The 15636-nt window shown below is 73.0% G+C and carries 14 protein-coding genes; 6 read left to right on the top strand and 8 right to left on the bottom strand.

Annotated features, from left to right (window positions below):
- Window positions 1-692 (bottom strand): DUF2520 domain-containing protein (locus tag ABZ484_RS09255; RefSeq protein WP_358865255.1); only part of this gene is annotated, 692 nt, incomplete at its 3' end.
- A gap of 171 nt (window positions 693-863) precedes the next feature.
- Between ABZ484_RS09255 and ABZ484_RS09250 the strand changes: the two genes are divergently transcribed.
- Complete coding sequence (locus ABZ484_RS09250; protein ID WP_358865254.1) at window positions 864-2060, top strand: beta-eliminating lyase-related protein; 1197 nt, start codon at window positions 864-866, stop codon at window positions 2058-2060.
- Here ABZ484_RS09250 and ABZ484_RS09245 read toward each other — a convergent pair.
- Complete coding sequence (locus ABZ484_RS09245) at window positions 2057-2269, bottom strand: hypothetical protein (protein ID WP_358865253.1); 213 nt, start codon at window positions 2267-2269, stop codon at window positions 2057-2059. The genes ABZ484_RS09250 and ABZ484_RS09245 overlap by 4 nt on opposite strands.
- A gap of 153 nt (window positions 2270-2422) precedes the next feature.
- On the opposite strand from ABZ484_RS09245, the gene ABZ484_RS09240 reads away from it, so the two are divergent.
- Window positions 2423-3529 carry a DUF5937 family protein gene (locus ABZ484_RS09240; protein ID WP_358865252.1) on the top strand — a complete coding sequence of 369 codons (1107 nt, stop codon included), beginning with the start codon at window positions 2423-2425 and terminating at the stop codon, window positions 3527-3529.
- Window positions 3530-3570: 41 nt separating this feature from the next.
- Here ABZ484_RS09240 and ABZ484_RS09235 read toward each other — a convergent pair whose 3' ends face one another.
- The 3 genes from ABZ484_RS09235 to ABZ484_RS09225 form a co-directional block, all read right to left on the bottom strand.
- On the bottom strand, window positions 3571-4203 hold the full coding sequence (locus tag ABZ484_RS09235; RefSeq protein WP_358865251.1) for an AAA family ATPase: 633 nt from the start codon (window positions 4201-4203) through the stop codon (window positions 3571-3573).
- A 48-nt stretch (window positions 4204-4251) separates the two neighbouring features.
- Window positions 4252-4923, bottom strand: a complete 672-nt coding sequence (locus ABZ484_RS09230; RefSeq protein WP_030177381.1) for a response regulator transcription factor — start codon at window positions 4921-4923, stop codon at window positions 4252-4254.
- 89 nt (window positions 4924-5012) lie between these two features.
- Window positions 5013-6218: a sensor histidine kinase gene (locus tag ABZ484_RS09225; RefSeq protein WP_358865250.1), complete on the bottom strand. Its 1206-nt coding sequence runs from the start codon at window positions 6216-6218 to the stop codon at window positions 5013-5015.
- A gap of 118 nt (window positions 6219-6336) precedes the next feature.
- Here ABZ484_RS09225 and ABZ484_RS09220 point away from each other — a divergent pair, with 118 nt between their 5' ends.
- Window positions 6337-7356, top strand: coding sequence for an SAM-dependent methyltransferase (locus tag ABZ484_RS09220; RefSeq protein ID WP_358865249.1), 1020 nt, complete (start codon window positions 6337-6339; stop codon window positions 7354-7356).
- Between the two features lie 25 nt (window positions 7357-7381).
- Here ABZ484_RS09220 and ABZ484_RS09215 read toward each other — a convergent pair whose 3' ends face one another.
- The gene (locus ABZ484_RS09215; protein WP_358865248.1) at window positions 7382-8533 is read right to left on the bottom strand and encodes an NADH-quinone oxidoreductase subunit D; all 1152 of its coding nucleotides are present in this window, start codon (window positions 8531-8533) and stop codon (window positions 7382-7384) included.
- Between the two features lie 31 nt (window positions 8534-8564).
- Between ABZ484_RS09215 and ABZ484_RS09210 the strand changes: the two genes are divergently transcribed.
- Window positions 8565-9068, top strand: a complete 504-nt coding sequence (locus tag ABZ484_RS09210) for a PH domain-containing protein (protein WP_358865247.1) — start codon at window positions 8565-8567, stop codon at window positions 9066-9068.
- Between the two features lie 62 nt (window positions 9069-9130).
- Window positions 9131-10495 carry a PH domain-containing protein gene (locus ABZ484_RS09205; RefSeq protein ID WP_358865260.1) on the top strand — a complete coding sequence of 455 codons (1365 nt, stop codon included), beginning with the start codon at window positions 9131-9133 and terminating at the stop codon, window positions 10493-10495.
- A gap of 122 nt (window positions 10496-10617) precedes the next feature.
- On the opposite strand, the gene ABZ484_RS09200 is transcribed toward ABZ484_RS09205, so the two are convergent.
- Window positions 10618-11973 carry a hypothetical protein gene (locus ABZ484_RS09200; protein WP_358865246.1) on the bottom strand — a complete coding sequence of 452 codons (1356 nt, stop codon included), beginning with the start codon at window positions 11971-11973 and terminating at the stop codon, window positions 10618-10620.
- Window positions 11974-12142: 169 nt separating this feature from the next.
- The gene (locus ABZ484_RS09195) at window positions 12143-13270 is read right to left on the bottom strand and encodes an alpha/beta hydrolase-fold protein (RefSeq protein WP_358865245.1); all 1128 of its coding nucleotides are present in this window, start codon (window positions 13268-13270) and stop codon (window positions 12143-12145) included.
- Window positions 13271-13497: 227 nt separating this feature from the next.
- On the opposite strand from ABZ484_RS09195, the gene ABZ484_RS09190 reads away from it, so the two are divergent.
- A complete protein-coding gene (locus ABZ484_RS09190; RefSeq protein ID WP_358865244.1) occupies window positions 13498-15309 on the top strand; it encodes a phosphatidylglycerol lysyltransferase domain-containing protein in 1812 nt (603 codons plus the stop codon).
- The last annotated feature ends 327 nt before the right edge of the window (window positions 15310-15636 follow it).

Here is a 15636-nt window from a genome sequence, read left to right as displayed (position 1 = left end):
AGGGCGTTGTCCAGGGCGGCGCCGAGCAGCGGGCCCAGCATCCGGTCGGGCGCCTCGACGCCCACCTCGCGCAGCAGCTCCATGGACTGGGCGACCAGCGTCACCAGGTGGTTCGCGCCGAGCGCGAGCGCCGCGTGGTACAGCGGCCGCATCTCCTCGGCGATCCACTCGGGCTCGCCGCCCATCTCGATGACCAGGGCCTCGGCGGCCAGGCGCAGTTCCTCGGGGGCGGTGACGCCGAAGGAGCAGCCGGCCAGCCGCTGTACGTCCACGGGTGTGCCGGTGAAGGTCATCGCCGGGTGCAGGGCCAGCGGCAGCGCGCCCGCGCGCAGGGCGGGGTCCAGCACCTTCGCGCCGTATCGCCCGGAGGTGTGCGCGAGCAGCTGTCCGGGCCGTACGGCGCCGGTCTCGGCGAGGCCGGCGACGAGTCCGGGCAACGCGTCGTCGGGGACGGTCAGGAGCACCAGTTCGGACTGTTGCAGCACCTCGGCGGGGGTCATCAGGGGCACGCCGGGGAGCATCAGCTCGGCCCGGCGCCTGGACGCGTCGGAGACCCCGGAGACGGCCACGGGGCGGTGGCCGGCGAGCTGGAGGGACGCGGCGAGCGCGGGGCCCACCCGGCCGGCGCCGACGACGCCGACGGTGAGCCGCGCGGGGCGGTCCCTGGGGTCTGGCTGTTGGCTTGTACTCACGCGACGGTGGCCTTCCCGTTCCAGTCCGCTCGGGGTACCGGACGATTTCTCGTCATGTTAACGCTATCCGTCCCGGAGGCGTTCGGTCGTCCACAGGCTGTGGGCTTCCCCACGGCCGCCGGCACGGGAAACCGGGTGCCCGCTCCGGCCGGCGCGCGGGATGATCCCGGCATGAGCGATACCGCGACGCAGGACGAGCAAGGAACCGAACAACTGTCGGAGGACGAGGGGCGCAGGCGTCTGCGGGAGCGGCGCGTCGCCGCCTGCCGGAGCGCGCCGCGCGCGCTCGCGCGCCACGCCTTCCTGGGCACCCTCCGGCAGCGGCTGGAGCTGCTGGCGACGGCGGAGGACGTGTACGACCTCGACCAGCGGTCGGACCTGTACGGCAACGGCGTCGTGGAGGCCCTGGAGGAGAAGGTCGCCGGGCTGCTCGGCACCGAGGCCGCCGCGTTCTTCCCGACCGGCACGATGGCCCAGCAGGTCGCCCTGCGCTGCTGGGCCGGCCGCACGGGCAGCCCGGCCGTCGCCCTGCACGCGCTGTCCCACCCCGAAGTGCACGAGCGGAACGCGTTCAGCCAGGTCAGCGGCCTGCGGCCGGTACGGGTGACGAGCGAGCCCCGGCTGCCCACCGCCGGTGAGATACGCGGCCTCGACGAGCCCTTCGGGACACTGATGCTCGAACTGCCCCTCAGGGACGCGGGTTTCGTGCTGCCCTCCTGGGAGGAGCTCTCGGAGGTCGTCGAGGCCGCTCGGGAGCGGGACGCGGTGGTGCACTTCGACGGGGCCCGCCTGTGGGAGTCCACCGTTCACTTCGGCCGTCCCCTGGAGGAGATCGCGGACCTGGCCGACAGCGTCTACGTGTCGTTCTACAAGGGCCTGGGGGCCTTCGGCGGCGCGGCCCTCGGCGGTCCCAAGACGCTGGTGGAGGAGGCGAAGGCCTGGCGGCACCGGTACGGCGGCATGGTGTTCCAGCAGTTCCCCACGGCGCTGTCGGCGCTGATCGGCCTGGAGCGCGAGCTGCCCCGGCTGCCCGACTACGTACGGCACGCGCGCGTGGTGGCCGCCGCGCTGCGCGAGGGGTTCGCGACGGCGGGGCTGCCCTGGTCGCGTGTGCACCCCGAGGTGCCGCACACCCACGACTTCCAGGTCTGGCTGCCGTACGGACCCGAGGTCGTCGAAAGGGCGGCCGTCCGCGCCATCGAGGAGACGGGGACCGCCCTGTTCGAGAACGGCTGGCAGCAGGCGGGTCCGGGCATGGCCCGCACCGAGGTCCACGTACGGGCCGCGGCGCTGGAGTGGACGGCCGAGGACGTGAGGACGGCGGTCGGGGAGTTCGTCTCCCGGCTGGAGGGAGAGGTCAAGGACTAGCTGGAGCGCGCGCGCAGGCGGGCCCACCGCAGCAGGGACCGGAGCGGACGCCGGCGGACCGGGCGGCCCGCCAGGACCGCCCGGAACCGCCGGTGGTCGTGCAGCTCGCGCACGACGTGCCGGTCGTGGAGGCCGGGCGCGGGCGGGACGGGCTCGCCGTGCTGCCGGGCGCGGTGGGTGTCGAGGAGGTACTGCTGCGTGACGCTCATGGCTGTGCCGCCTTGTCGGGACGGGATGGATCGGGCTCCGCGGCTGCCCCGGACGTCGTCCCAGAGTGCGCCGGTGTCCGGCCGAGGTCCCGTCGATTGACGGCCGTCGTCAATCGGGACGGCGTTGTCAGTGGCGGCGTGCACCATGGGGGCATGAGCGTGCGCATCGACATCGCGGGGCTGCGGCCGGAGAGGATCGCCGTCGTGCCCTCCCCCCTGGCCGAACTCGGCATGGCGCTGCACGCGCTGTCCGAGCCGGGACACCACCCGCGCCTCCAGGGCTGGGCCACGGGGGCGACCGCCCGGCTCGACTCGCACCTGGCCGACCGGATGTGCGAGGCCGACTTCCTGTGGCGGACGACGTTCTCCGACCTGTTCATGCCGTTCGCGGGCGTCCCCGGCGGCTCCGCGCTGCCGGGCCAGACCCTCGCCGAGGACCTGGACCTGCTCGACAAGCTGTCCGACGAGCAGTTCGTGGACGCGGCCCTGGAGTTCACCTGCGCCCTGCCCTACGGCACTCCGGGCGCCGGTCCGCTCACCGACGCCGCCCTGCGCCGCCGCGCCCTGGAGCTGGCCGCCGCGCGCGGGCCCGCACAGGTCCGCTTCAGCGAGCGGCTGCTGACCGACCCGCCCCGGATCCGGGCCTGGCTGCGGCAGTTCCTCCAGGACTGCGACGAGGCCTTCTTCGCGGAGACCTGGTCCCGGCTGCGCCACCAGCTCGCGGCGGACGCCCGCCACAAGACCGAACTGCTGCGCCGCAAGGGCCTGCCCGAGGCGCTCGCCGCGGTCTCCCCCGCCGTGTCCCTGGACGAGGCGGCCGGCCGGATCACGGTCGACAAGCTCGGCGAGGGCCGCACGGCCACGGCGGACGGCGGCCTGCTGCTCATCCCGACCAGCCTCGGCTGGCCCCACCTGATGGTCCTGCACCGGTACGGCTGGCAGCCGGTGCTGCACTACCCGGTGGGTTCCCCGGAGCTCGCCGCCCCGCCCTCGGTGGAACAGCTGACCCTGCGGATGGCCGCGCTGTCCCACCCGGTGCGGATGCGGCTGTGCCGCAGCCTGGCCCGCAGCGCCTTCACCACCGGCGAGCTGACCCAGGTGCACGGCATGACCGCACCCGAGATATCGCGGCACCTGAGCGTCCTGAAGAAGGCGGGCCTGGTCACCACCCGGCGCCGCGGACGGTACGTCTACCACCAGCTGGACGTGGCGATGGTGGCCCGGCTGGGCAGCGACTTCCTGGAGGGAATCCTCCGCTAGGGGGTGTCTCGGCCCGGTCCCGGTCGGCAGAAGCCCCGCCGTCAGTCGAACCGGATGTGCCGTACGCCCACTCCGGCCTGCCGCAGCCGGGTCCGCACTCGGCCCTCGTTGTTGGGCCGCAGGGTCAGGCCGGCCAGCACCGCGATCCGGTCCGCGATCTTCGGCACGCTCGTGTGGTCGGTCCACAGGTGCTCGGCGAACCCCGGCTCGCGCAGCCGCTCGAGGCAGTGGTCGAGCTGCCGGACGGCCCAGCTCTCCCTGCGCAGCCCGGAGTTCTTCCCCGCCACGAACTGGAGAAGATGCCCCAGGCCGCGTTCGTTCAGCCGCTTCAGCACGGTCTCGCGCTCCGCGAGCAGGGAGAAGTGCCGTACGTCATGACCCAGTTCGCGCAGCCGTCCGACGGTCTCGGCGAAGTAGCCGGGGTCGGTGACGGTCATGGGGGCGATCACCACGCCGTCGTGCTTGGTCAGGGCCAGGTCGAGGACTTCGACGACGCCCTGCCGCCAGGACGCCAGGTCCTGGAAGTCGCCGCGCAGTTCGGGCGGCATCATGCGGCGCAGCCCGAAGCCGGGGTGTTCGGGGTCGCAGATGACGCTGCCCGGCAGACGGCGCTGGATCTCGTGTGCGGTCTGTGTCTTGCCGCCCCCGAAGGGGCCGTTGATCCACAGGAGCATGCGCAGACCCTACCGACGGCCGGCACTTCCGGCAGCCGGTCCGTCCCTTCAGCCGTGCCCGCCGGCCCGGACCAGGCCCGTCTCGTAGGCGAGGACCACCACCTGCACCCGGTCCCGCAGGTTCAGCTTGGTCAGGATGCGGCCCACGTGCGTCTTCACGGTCGCCTCGGACAGCACCAGCCGGGCGGCGATCTCGCCGTTGGACAGGCCCTGCGCGACCAGCACCATCACCTCGCGCTCGCGCTCGGTGAGCCGCTGGAGCTCCTTGTGCTGGGGCTCCTTGCCGGCGGTGGGCAGCATCGGCGCGAACCGGTCGAGCAGGCGGCGCGTGGTGGAGGGGGCGACGACCGCGTCGCCGCTGTGCACGGCGCGGATCGCGGCGAGCAGATCCCCGGGCGGCACGTCCTTGAGCATGAACCCGGAGGCGCCCGCCTTCAGACCGGAGAAGGCGTACTCGTCGAGGTCGAAGGTGGTCAGGATCAGCACCTTCGGCGGGTTCGGCTCCGAACAGATGCGGCGGGTGGTCTCCACACCGTCCAGTTTCGGCATGCGCACGTCCATCAGCACCACGTCGACCGCGGTCGCCCGCAGCACCTGAAGGGCCTCGACCCCGTCGCCCGCCTCGGCGACGACCTCCATGTCCGGCTGGGCGGCGAGCACCATCCGGAATCCAGTGCGCAGCAGCACCTGGTCGTCGACGAGCATCACGCGGATCGTCATCGGGTCCTCTTCCGTCTTCTTCGGCTACTCGGGGGCGTGTTCCGCTGCTCAGGGAGCGTGAGAGGCATCAACAGGGGGTTCGCCGGGCGTCAGTGCACCGGTTTGAGCGGCAGCAGGGCACTGATGCGGAAGCCTCCACCGGGGCGCGGGCCCGCGTCCAGGGTGCCGCCGACCATGCCGACGCGCTCGCGCATGCCGATCAGGCCGTGGCCCTGCCCGTCGGCGCCGCCGTCCTCGTACAGCTCGTGCGGGGCGCCCTTGCCGTCGTCCTCGACGAGCAGGCCCAGGCCGTCGTCGAAGTAGACCAGGCGCACGCTCGCACCCGTGTTCGGCCCGCCGTGCTTGCGGGTGTTGGTCAGGGCCTCCTGCACGATGCGGTACGCGGTCAGCTCGACGCCGCTGGGCAGGGGACGCGGGGTGCCCTCGATCCGGAAGTCGACGGGCAGTCCCGAGCTCCGGCACTGCTCGACCAGCTCCTTGATCTGCTCCACGTCAGGCTGCGGCACGTACTCGCCGCCCTCCTGGTGCTCGCCGGTGCGCAGCACGCCCAGCAGACGGCGCATCTCGGCGAGCGCCTGGCGGCCGGTGGAGGAGATGGTCTCCAGCGCGTTCTTCGCCTGGTCGGGGGCGGCGTCGAGGACGTAGGCGGCGCCGTCGGCCTGCACCACCATCACCGACACGTTGTGCGCCACCACGTCGTGCAGCTCGCGGGCGATCCGGGCGCGCTCGGCGGCCACCGCGACCTTGGCCTGCGCCTCGCGCTCCTTCTCCAGGCGGGCCGCGCGCTCCTCCAGCTGGGCGAAGTAGGCGCGGCGGGTGCGGATGGAGTCACCGAGCACCCAGGCGAGGGCGAACGGCACCGTCTGGAAGATCACTATCGCGACGTTGCCCAACGCGCTCGCGTGCTCGGCCGGCCACCGCAGCTGCGCCACAGGGGCCGCGCACAGGCCCATGGTCAGCGCGAGCCGGGAGGCCCAGCGGGCGCCGTCCGCGGCCACCGTGTAGACGATCACCAGCATGGCGAAGTCGGCGGCCATCGTCTCGACGTCCAGCGCCACCTGCGCCACGCCGGCCGCGATGGCCACCAGCAGCATCTTCTCCGGCATACGCCGGCGCAGCGCGACCACCACGCACAGCACGACGGACACGGCCAGTGCCGCGCCCATCGATCCGTGGTGGTCAGGCGCCCCGTTCACACTCGACACGCTCACGCCGGAGATCCCGAGCAGGACGACGGCCCAGAAGGCGTCGACCCACATCGGGTGTCTGCGGAGGAAGTCATAGAGGCGCTGCACGTAACCCAGAGTAGGGAAGGTGGATAGGTGCAGGGGTCAACCGGAGGGCCGATCCGGACCCGGCCCTCGTACTCCCCAAGGTGGAGGCACTGATCACCTGTCCGCCTAGTCTGGCGGTGTGACGAACGGGACATCGGGCGAGTGGCGCGGCTGGCGGGCGGCGGCCGAGGAGGCCCTGTACGGGCCGGACGGCTTCTACCGTCGCCCCGAGGGGCCGGCCGGGCACTTCCGTACGTCCGTGCACGCCTCGCCGCTGTTCGCGGCGGCCGTGGCACGGCTGCTGTGCCGGGTGGACGAGCTGCTGGGACGCCCGGCGGAGCTCGGCTTCGTGGACATGGCGGCCGGGCGGGGCGAGCTGGCCGCCGGGGTGCTCGCCGCGCTGCCCGCCGAGGCGGCCTCCCGCGCGCGTGTGTACGCGGTGGAGATCGCCGGGCGGCCGACGGGCCTCGATCACCGGATCGAGTGGCTGAGCGAACCCCCGGAGCGGCTCACCGGGCTGCTGTTCGCCAACGAGTGGCTGGACAACGTGCCGGTGGCGGTGGCCGAGGTGGACGCTGCGGGCGTGCACCGGCACGTCCTCGTCCGGCGGGACGGCACCGAGCGGCTCGGGGAGCCGGTGTCGGGAGCGGAGGCCGCGTGGCTGGCGCGCTGGTGGCCGCTGCCGCCCGAGCCGGGGCTGCGCGCCGAGATCGGGCTGCCCCGGGACGCCGCCTGGGCCGCCGCGGTCTCCCGGGTCGAGCGCGGCCTCGCGGTCGCCGTCGACTACGCGCACGCGGCCGGGGCCCGGCCGCCCTTCGGAACGCTCACCGGCTTCCGCGAGGGACGGGAGACGGCACCCGTGCCGGACGGCTCGTGCGACATCACGGCGCACGTCGCCCTGGACGCGTGCGCCGTCGCGCTCCCCGGCGCACGCCTGTGCTCCCAGCGCGAGGCGCTGCGCGCCCTCGGGGTGAGCGGCGCACGCCCTCCCCTCTCGCTAGCCTCCACGCGCCCCTCGGAGTACGTACGCGCCCTCGCGAGCGCCGGTGAGGCCGCCGAGCTCACCGCCCCGGGCGGCCTCGGCGACTTCGGCTGGCTGCTCCAGCCGGTCGGGATCGCGGACCCGCTCCCCGGCGTCACGGACCCGCCGTCCGGATGAGCGGCCCTGCCGCAAGGACGGGACCCTACTTGTCGATGTCCCCGACCACGAAGAACATCGACCCCAGGATCGCCACCATGTCCGCCACCAGCGTCCCCGGCAGCAGCTCGGTCAGGGCCTGGATGTTGTTGTACGACGCCGAGCGCAGCTTCAGCCGGTACGGGGTCTTGTCGCCCTTGCTGACCAGGTAGTAACCGTTGATGCCGAGCGGGTTCTCGGTCCACGCGTAGGTGTGTCCCTCGGGGGCCTTCAACACCTTCGGCAGCCGCTGGTTGATCGGGCCGGGCGGCAGCTCGGCGAGCCGGTCCAGACAGGCGTCGGCCAGGTCCAGCGCGTTGTGGGTCTGCTCCAGCAGGCACTCGAACCGGGCGAGGCAGTCGCCCTCCCGCCGGGTCACCACCTTGAGCGTGTCCGCCAGCTCCCCGTACGCCAGATACGGCTCGTCGCGGCGCAGGTCGAAGTCGACGCCCGAGGCGCGTGCGATGGGCCCGCTCACGCCGTAGGCGTGCACGGTCTCCGGCGTCATCTCCCCCACGCCCCGCGTGCGCCCCCGGAAGATCTCGTTGCCGAGCACCAGGTCGTCGAAGACGTCCATGCGCGACCGCACGGCCGCGACGGCGGCACGCGCGCGCGTGGCCCACCCTGCGGGCAGGTCCTCCTTGAGCCCGCCGACCCGGTTGAACATGTAGTGCATCCGGCCGCCGGAGACCTCCTCCATGACGTTCTGGAGGACCTCCCGCTCCCGGAAGGCGTAGAAGACCGGCGTGATGCCGCCCAGCTCCAGCGGATAGGAGCCGAGGAACATCAGGTGGTTGAGCACCCGGTTCAGCTCCGCGAGCAGTGTGCGCGTCCACACCGCGCGCGCGGGGACCTCCATGCCGAGCATCCGCTCCACGGCGAGGACCACGCCCAGCTCGTTCGAGAACGCCGACAGCCAGTCGTGCCGGTTGGCGAGCATGATGATCTGGCGGTAGTCCCTCGCCTCGAACAGCTTCTCCGCGCCGCGGTGCATATAGCCGATCACCGGCTCCGCGCGCGTGATGCGCTCGCCGTCCAGCACCAGCTTCAGCCGCAGCACGCCGTGCGTGGACGGATGCTGCGGTCCGATGTTGAGCACCATGTCGGTGCTCTCCGCGGCGCCGCCGATCCCGACCATGGTCTCCGTCGTAGGAGTCATGGACACAGTCTTGCGTACGTACGCTTGCCGCATGGAAACGGGGAGCCTGGACGACGAGCGGGCGGCAGGGACGGAGCCCGAGTGGACCGCGCTGCCGCCGGGACTGCTGCGGATGCGCCGGCTGCTGCTGGTGGTGTGGCTGGGCCCGCTCGCCCTGGCCGTGGGAGTGCTGCTCGGTGCCCTGGCCGGTCCCGCCTGGTCGGCCTTCGCACTGCTGCCGCTGGCGCTGCTGGCCTGGGGCTGGGTGCTGCTGGGCCGCAACTGGCGCTCCTGGCGCTACGCCGAGCGCGCGGACGACCTGCTGATCACCCGGGGTGTGCTGTGGCACGAGGAGACCGTCGTGCCGTACGGGCGGATGCAGCTGGTCGAGGTGACCTCCGGGCCCGTCGAACGGCACTTCGGGCTGGCCACCGTACAGCTGCACACGGCGGCCGCCGCGACCGACGCGACCATCCCCGGCCTCGACCCGGCCGAGGCGGAACGGCTGCGCGACCGGCTCACCCGGCTCGGCGAGGCACGATCGGCGGGGTTGTGACGGCCGACGAGGGCGTCGGCGCCGCGGACGGCGACGACGGGGGCGAGGGGGTCGCCGAGGCCATGGACCGGAGCGACGAGACCGCGGGCCGGGGCGGCGAGACCGTGGACCGGGGCGAGCCCGGTGTGATCGAGCGCCGGCTGCATCCCGTGACGCCGCTCAGGCGGGCGTGGGCGCCGGTCGCCGTGCTCGCCGGGTGGGCGGTGCACGACCCCAGCCAGGCGCAGCAGCAACTGACGCGGCTGACGACGACCATGCTGCTGGCCGGGCTCGCGGTGCTCCTTCCGGCGGCCGCCCTGTACGGCTTCCTGTCCTGGTGGTTCACGCACTTCGCGGTGACCGACACCGAACTGCGCATCCGCACCGGCCTGTTGTTCCGCCGCACCGCACACATCCGGCTGGAGCGGATCCAGGCGGTCGACGTCACCCGGCCGCTGCTCGCGCGCGTCGCGGGCGTGGCCAAGCTGAAGCTGGACGTCATAGGGACGGACAAGAAGGACGAACTCGCCTTCCTCGGCGAGGACGAGGCCCGTGCCCTGCGCGCCGAACTGCTCGCGCGGGCCGCCGGTTTCGCCCCCGAGACCGCGCGTGAGGTCGGCGAGGCGCCCGCGCGGGAACTCGTCCGCGTACCCGCGCGCGTGATCGCGCTCTCGCTGCTGCTGATCGGCGCGACCTGGGGCTCGCTGGTCACCGCGGTGGTCGTACCGCCGCTGGTGTGGCTGGCCACCCACAGCCTGTGGACGGTGCTGGCCGTCGCGGTGCCGCTGTTCGGCGGGGCCGTGACGAGCAGCGCCGGGCGCTTCGTGGGCGCCTACGACTGGACGGTGAGCGAGTCGCCCGACGGGCTGCGCATCGACCGGGGCCTGCTCGACCGTACGCACGAGACGGTGCCGCCGGGGCGGGTGCAGACCGTACGGATCGTGGAGCCGCTGCTGTGGCGGCGGCTCGGCTGGGTGCGGGTCGAGCTGAACGTGGCCGGGTCGTCGAACTCCGTGCTGCTGCCGGTCGCTCCGCGCGGGATCGCCGAGTCGGTGATCGCGCGCGTACTGCCCGGAGTGGCGGTGCCGGAGGCCGCCTCCCTGGAACGCCCCCCGCGGCGCGCCCGGTGGTGCACGCCGGTGTGGTGGCGCGGGCACGGGATCGCCGTCACCGACGCGGTGTTCGCCGCCCGGCACGGGCTGCTGCGGCGGCGGCTCGCGCTCGTCCCGCACGCCAAGGTGCAGAGCGTACGGCTCACACAGGGGCCCTGGCAGCGGGTGTGGCGGGTCGCCGATGTGCACGTGGACACGGGCGCGAACAAGACCGTCACGGCACGCCTGCGGGACGCCGAGGAGGCGGCCCGGCTGCTGCGGGCACAGGCGGAACGGTCGCGGACCGGACGGCGCGAGGCCCGGCCGGACCGGTGGATGCAGCGGCGACACAGGTGATACAGGGGTGAGGCGACGGCAAGGGGCGTGGCCCAGGTGCCACGCCCCTTGCTCTGCCTGCTCTGCCCGCTGTGCCTGCTGTGCCTGCTCTGTCCGGTTCCCCGATGGGTGGGCTGCCCGCCTCAGGACGCCGCGGTGCGCAGCCGCTGGACGTCGATCTGCTCCGTCTCGTCGTGAGCCGTCAGGTCGATGACCTGACCCACGCCATGGCCCTCGGCACCGGCCCGCTTGTACTGCGACTCGGACTCGGCCTTGTGCAGGGCGAGGGCCTCCTGGCCCACGACGTCGGCCAGGTCCTCGTTCTGGACGGCCTCCAGGGCGGTGGACGGCGACCCGTTCTTCGTGTTCTTCGTGCCGAAGAAGTCGAACCCGCCCTCGACCACCGGGCGCCGCGCGGGCGCGGCCGGCACGACGGCCACGGCGGTCGGCACGGTGAAGTGGCCGGCGGGCCGCTGTCCGGCGGGCCTGCCCGGCGCGAGCGGCTCGGGCGTCGCCATCGTCGTCCCGGCATCGACAGTCGTGGCCGCGCTCGTCTCGGCAGCCGCCGCGGTCGCCGTGGTCGCGGTGGCCGCGGTGGTCGTCCCGGTCTCGGTCTGCCCGGCGGACCCGCCCGGCTCACGCCCGCCCGCCTCGGTCGTCGGGGTGGCGGCCGCGTGCTCGTGCGCGTCGGCCGCCTCCGGCTGCCCCTGTGCCTCGTCCTCCGGCACCGCGTCCGCGTCGCCGCCGCCGGCCGGACCGGCCGCCGCACCGGCGACCGCTTCCTTAGCGGGCTCGGCGTCCCCGGCGAACCGCGACAGCGCGGTCCTGGCGCGCAGGAACAGCTCGGAACCCTCCGGGGAGAACACGCCCGGAGCCGCGCCCACGGGCTTCTCCGCCCCAGCCTCCGTGGCTTCTGCGGCCTCCGCGGCTTCCGCGGCCTCCGTGGCCTTCACGGCTTCCGCGGCCTCCGCGTCGGCGGCCTCGGTGGAGGTCGTCGCGCCTGCCCGGTCGGCGGGGGCGGCCGGCAGCGCGCGGGCGTCGGGCGCGGCCTCCAGCTCCAGCAGGCGGCGGCCCTCCAGGGCGCTGGCGCGCTCGGTCTCCGCGGTGGCGTACCGGCGCAGCAGGGCCGCGTGCTCGTTGCGCAGCCCCGCCAGCTCCTTGCGCTTGGCCCGCAGCTTGTGCTCGAGGCGGACGCGCAGTTCGCGCGACTCCTCCAGGTCGGACTCGAGTTCGGCGACCCGTTCCTCGAAGCGCCACTCGTCGCTCGCCCGCGCGCGCGTGAGGTCGGCGACCGTGCGGCCGGCCTGTGCGTCCCAGCGGCGCATGACGACCGCACCGGTGAGCGCGGTCAGCGCGGCGGCCGCGGCGAGGGACCGCAGCACCACCGGTGCCGTGAACACCCAGGGACCCAGGGCGCAGACGAGGGAGACGCCGGCGATCGCCGAAGGAGGCAGCAGCCTGTGCAAGGGCGGGGAATGGCGGTGACGTCCACGTGGCATGGCCAGAAACTTACCGCGCGTAGGCGAATCGTGGTGGCCCGCCCCGCAAAAAGACGGCCATGGGATCCCGGCCCCTTTTCCGTTCTTCTCCTCGGACCCGCTCCCGGCCTTCTCCGAGAGCCCGCACCGCCCTCTACCGAGAGCCCGCACTCCCTCTACAAGATCATTCTCAGCGGTCGCTCAGCCGCCCGCTGAGCCACTGGAGCATCGCCGGGATCTCGCGCTTCCAGGTGTTGAAGTTGTGGCCGCCGCTGTCCAGGATGATCGAGGCGATACGGGTCTTGTTCGTCGCCCTGACGGCGTCTATGAACCTGAGCGTGGCCTTGTAGTCGTTCTCACCGTGCCTGCTGCTCGTGACGAGCAGTGAAGTGTCCGGAGCGGGACGGTGCTTGATGCTCCACATCAGGTCGGCCCGATTCCTCAGATTCCTGTTCCCGTGGAAGAGATCACCGGTGGTCGGATCGAGCGCCGCCTTGTAGTACGGCGACAGTCCCGCGCCCGCCGCGTACACGTCGGGATGATGCATGGCGAGTTTCAGCGCGCAGTAACCACCCGTGGAATCACCGGCAATGCCCCAGCTGCCCGGCTTTTTTCCGACCCGGTAGTGGGCGAGGACGGCCTCGGGAAGATCTCTGGCGAAGAACGACTCGGTCCGCGGGCCGCCCGGAATGTCCACGCACTCGGTGTCGCGCGGCGGAGCCAAGGTGGGCCGCAGCATCACCAGGATCATCGGCTGCATGCGCCCGTCCTTGGCCAGATTCAGTGCCGTGCTCGGGTAGTTGAGCTTGCTGACCAGCGACTGGGCGATGCCCGGGTACCCGGTGAGGACCACGGTCGCCGGAAAGGTGCGCGTGCGGTACTGCGGCTGGAAGTACTCCGGCGGCAGGTAGACGAAGGCGGAGGTGGCGATATGGGTCGTACGGCCCACGATGTCGACCTTCTGGATCTGGCCGGACAGCTGCGGCCGGGATCCGCCGGTCACCTTCATCGCCTGGGTGGAGACCACCTGGAGCGGGCCGCCGGTGCCGCCGTTGGCCGAGTGGTCGACGACGACACCCTGGTCGGTCTCCTGTCCGAACAGGTCCGCCCAGCTGGCGTAGAAGCCGAAAGCCTGGTTGGCGGCGAGGCCGACGCAGGCGAAGATCATCGTCTGCGTGGCCAGCAGGATGCCGACGCGCCCGCTGACGGCCCGCCAGTTGCGGCGCGCCAGGCGCGGCCACAGCCACACCGTGGCGACGAACAGCAGCACGGCGAGCGCGACCGCCAGTACCAGCACTTTTTTGCTCGTGAGACCCATGGACTCTTTCCTGCCTGCACTTCCCCCGGGGTGAGCCGACGCATCCTTGGCGAGGGCTTGCCCCGGGCTTTCCCTGGCCTTTGACCCGGTTTTCCGGTGGGGAGTGAACCTCCCTCCCCCAGACACCGTCCTAGAGGGCGCAATGTCGCCGGATGCCCCGATCGGCACCGGATTCAAGGTCTCTCGCAGAACTACGGGATGCGATGTCTGTCAGGATAGATGGGGAAATGTCGGGCGAGGTTCCGGGTCGATCCCGTCGGATGCGCCGCATACTCCGCGGTCCGCGCCCCGAGGCCGTCCCCGCTCTCGTCGGCAGGGCCGCCGCCGTCGTGGGTCTCCTGGACATCGCGGCGGGTGTCTTTCCGCGCTTCCGGCACAGCCGGATGCACGCCCTCGCCGAGGTGCTGCCCGGATCGTTCGGCCCGTTCGCCGCCGCGCTGTCGCTCAGCGCGGGCGTGCTGCTGCTGTTGCTCGCGCACGGGCTGAAGCGGCGCAAGCGGCGGGCCTGGCGCGCCGCCGTGGCGCTGCTTCCGGCGGGCGCGGCGGCCGAGTTCGTCTACCGGCACTCCGTGGTCGGTGCGGTCATCTCGCTGGCGCTGCTGGCGCCGCTGCTGGTCCACCGCAAGGAGTTCGCGGCCCTGCCGGACCCGCGCAGCCGGTGGCGGGCGCTGGCCAACTTCGTGCTCATGAGCGCGGGTTCGCTGGCGCTCGGCATGCTGATCGTGAGCGTCCACGCGCACCGCATGGTCGGCAACCCGAGCGTGGCCGACCGTCTCACCCACGTCGTCTACGGCCTGTTCGGCTTCGAGGGCCCGGTCGACTACCAGGGCAACACGTCCTGGACGGTCGCCTTCTCACTCGGCGCGCTCGGCTGGCTCACCGCGGTCACCACGATCTACCTGGCGTTCCGCCCCGAGCACCCGGCCGCGCGGCTGACCGAGGAGGACGAGAGCCGGCTGCGCGACCTGCTGGCCAAGCACGGCGGCCGGGACTCCCTCGGCCACTTCGCGCTGCGCCGCGACAAGGCGGTGGTGTTCTCGCCGAGCGGCAAGGCGGCGGTGACGTACCGCGTCGTCTCCGGTGTGATGCTCGCCAGCGGTGACCCGATCGGCGACGTCGAGGCCTGGCCGGGTGCCATCGAGCGGTTCATGGACGAGGCCAGGGCCCACTCCTGGACGCCCGCCGTGATGGGCTGCTCCGAGACCGGCGGCGAGGTGTGGACCCGGGAGACCGGCCTGGACGCCCTGGAACTGGGCGACGAGGCGGTGGTCGACGTCGCGGATTTCTCGCTCGCCGGACGCGCGATGCGCAACGTCCGCCAGATGGTCAAGCGCATCGAACGGGCCGGCTACGAAACGCGGGTGCGGCGCGTTCGTGACCTCGGCGACGCCGAGCTGGAGCGGATCCGGCGGGCCGCCGAGGACTGGCGGGGCACCGACACCGAGCGGGGCTTCTCCATGGCGCTCGGCCGCATCGGCGACCCGTCCGACGGGGACTGCCTCATAGCGACCGCGCACAAGCAGGACGACGAGCCGGGCGAGTACGGCGACCTGAAGGCGATCCTGCACTTCGTCCCCTGGGGCGAGGACGGCGTCTCCCTGGACCTGATGCGCCGCGACCGCTCGGCCGACCCCGGCATGAACGAGCTGCTGATCGTGGCGGCGTTGCAGGCCGCGCCGAAGTTCGGCATCACCCGGATCTCGCTGAACTTCGCGATGTTCCGCTCGGCGCTGGCACGCGGCGAGAAGATCGGCGCGGGTCCGGTGCTGCGGGCCTGGCGCGGGCTGCTGGTGTTCCTCTCGCGCTGGTTCCAGATCGAGTCGCTGTACAAGTTCAACGCCAAGTTCCAGCCGCGCTGGGAGCCGCGGTTCGTCGTCTACCGCGCCTCCGCCGACCTGCCCCGCATCGGCTTCGCCGCCATGCAGGCGGAGGGCTTCGTCGACCTCGCCCTGCCGCTCCCGCGCTTCCTGCGCCGCCGCCGCACCTCACAGCGCCCGTGCCCCCACGCGGTCGCGGAACGCGACATCCGCGCGGCCTGACCCCCCACCGGCCCGAGAGAGCGCCCCACCCTCCAGCCCATCCGCCTCTCTCGGGCCCCTGCCCTCCTCTCTCGACCGGGCTCCTCTCTCGACCCGGCTCCTCTCTCGACCCGGCCCCCCACTGGACCCCGGCTCCCCTCTCGACACCGGCTCCCCGCTCGACCCCGGCTCCCCGCTCCGGCCTCGGCCCCGACGTTCCTCCCGGCTCCGGCCTCTTGTGCCTCGCAGCCTTCCCCGGACCACGCACCCTCCTGCACCCCGCAGGCCTTCCCGGGCCACGCTCCCTCCCGCACCCCGCAGGCCTTCCCGGGCCACGCTCCCTCCCGC

The sequence above is a fragment of the Streptomyces sp. NPDC006393 genome (assembly GCF_040628575.1).
Classification (GTDB): Bacteria; Actinomycetota; Actinomycetes; order Streptomycetales; family Streptomycetaceae; genus Streptomyces.
The sequence above is the reverse complement of the archived record's forward strand: the minus strand, read 5'-3'. Positions and strand labels throughout refer to the sequence as shown.

What these genes read in the sequence shown, in the direction of transcription:
- ABZ484_RS09250 (WP_358865254.1), top strand. Translation starts at nt 864, where the DNA reads ATGAGCGATACCGCGACGCAGGACGAGCAAGGAACCGAACAACTGTCG.
- ABZ484_RS09245 (WP_358865253.1), bottom strand. Translation starts at nt 2,269, where the DNA reads ATGAGCGTCACGCAGCAGTACCTCCTCGACACCCACCGCGCCCGGCAG.
- ABZ484_RS09240 (WP_358865252.1), top strand. Translation starts at nt 2,423, where the DNA reads ATGAGCGTGCGCATCGACATCGCGGGGCTGCGGCCGGAGAGGATCGCC.
- ABZ484_RS09235 (WP_358865251.1), bottom strand. Translation starts at nt 4,203, where the DNA reads ATGCTCCTGTGGATCAACGGCCCCTTCGGGGGCGGCAAGACACAGACC.
- ABZ484_RS09230 (WP_030177381.1), bottom strand. Translation starts at nt 4,923, where the DNA reads ATGACGATCCGCGTGATGCTCGTCGACGACCAGGTGCTGCTGCGCACT.
- ABZ484_RS09215 (WP_358865248.1), bottom strand. Translation starts at nt 8,533, where the DNA reads ATGACTCCTACGACGGAGACCATGGTCGGGATCGGCGGCGCCGCGGAG.
- ABZ484_RS09210 (WP_358865247.1), top strand. Translation starts at nt 8,565, where the DNA reads ATGGAAACGGGGAGCCTGGACGACGAGCGGGCGGCAGGGACGGAGCCC.
- ABZ484_RS09205 (WP_358865260.1), top strand. Translation starts at nt 9,131, where the DNA reads ATGGACCGGAGCGACGAGACCGCGGGCCGGGGCGGCGAGACCGTGGAC.
- ABZ484_RS09200 (WP_358865246.1), bottom strand. Translation starts at nt 11,973, where the DNA reads ATGCCACGTGGACGTCACCGCCATTCCCCGCCCTTGCACAGGCTGCTG.
- ABZ484_RS09195 (WP_358865245.1), bottom strand. Translation starts at nt 13,270, where the DNA reads ATGGGTCTCACGAGCAAAAAAGTGCTGGTACTGGCGGTCGCGCTCGCC.
- ABZ484_RS09190 (WP_358865244.1), top strand. Translation starts at nt 13,498, where the DNA reads ATGTCGGGCGAGGTTCCGGGTCGATCCCGTCGGATGCGCCGCATACTC.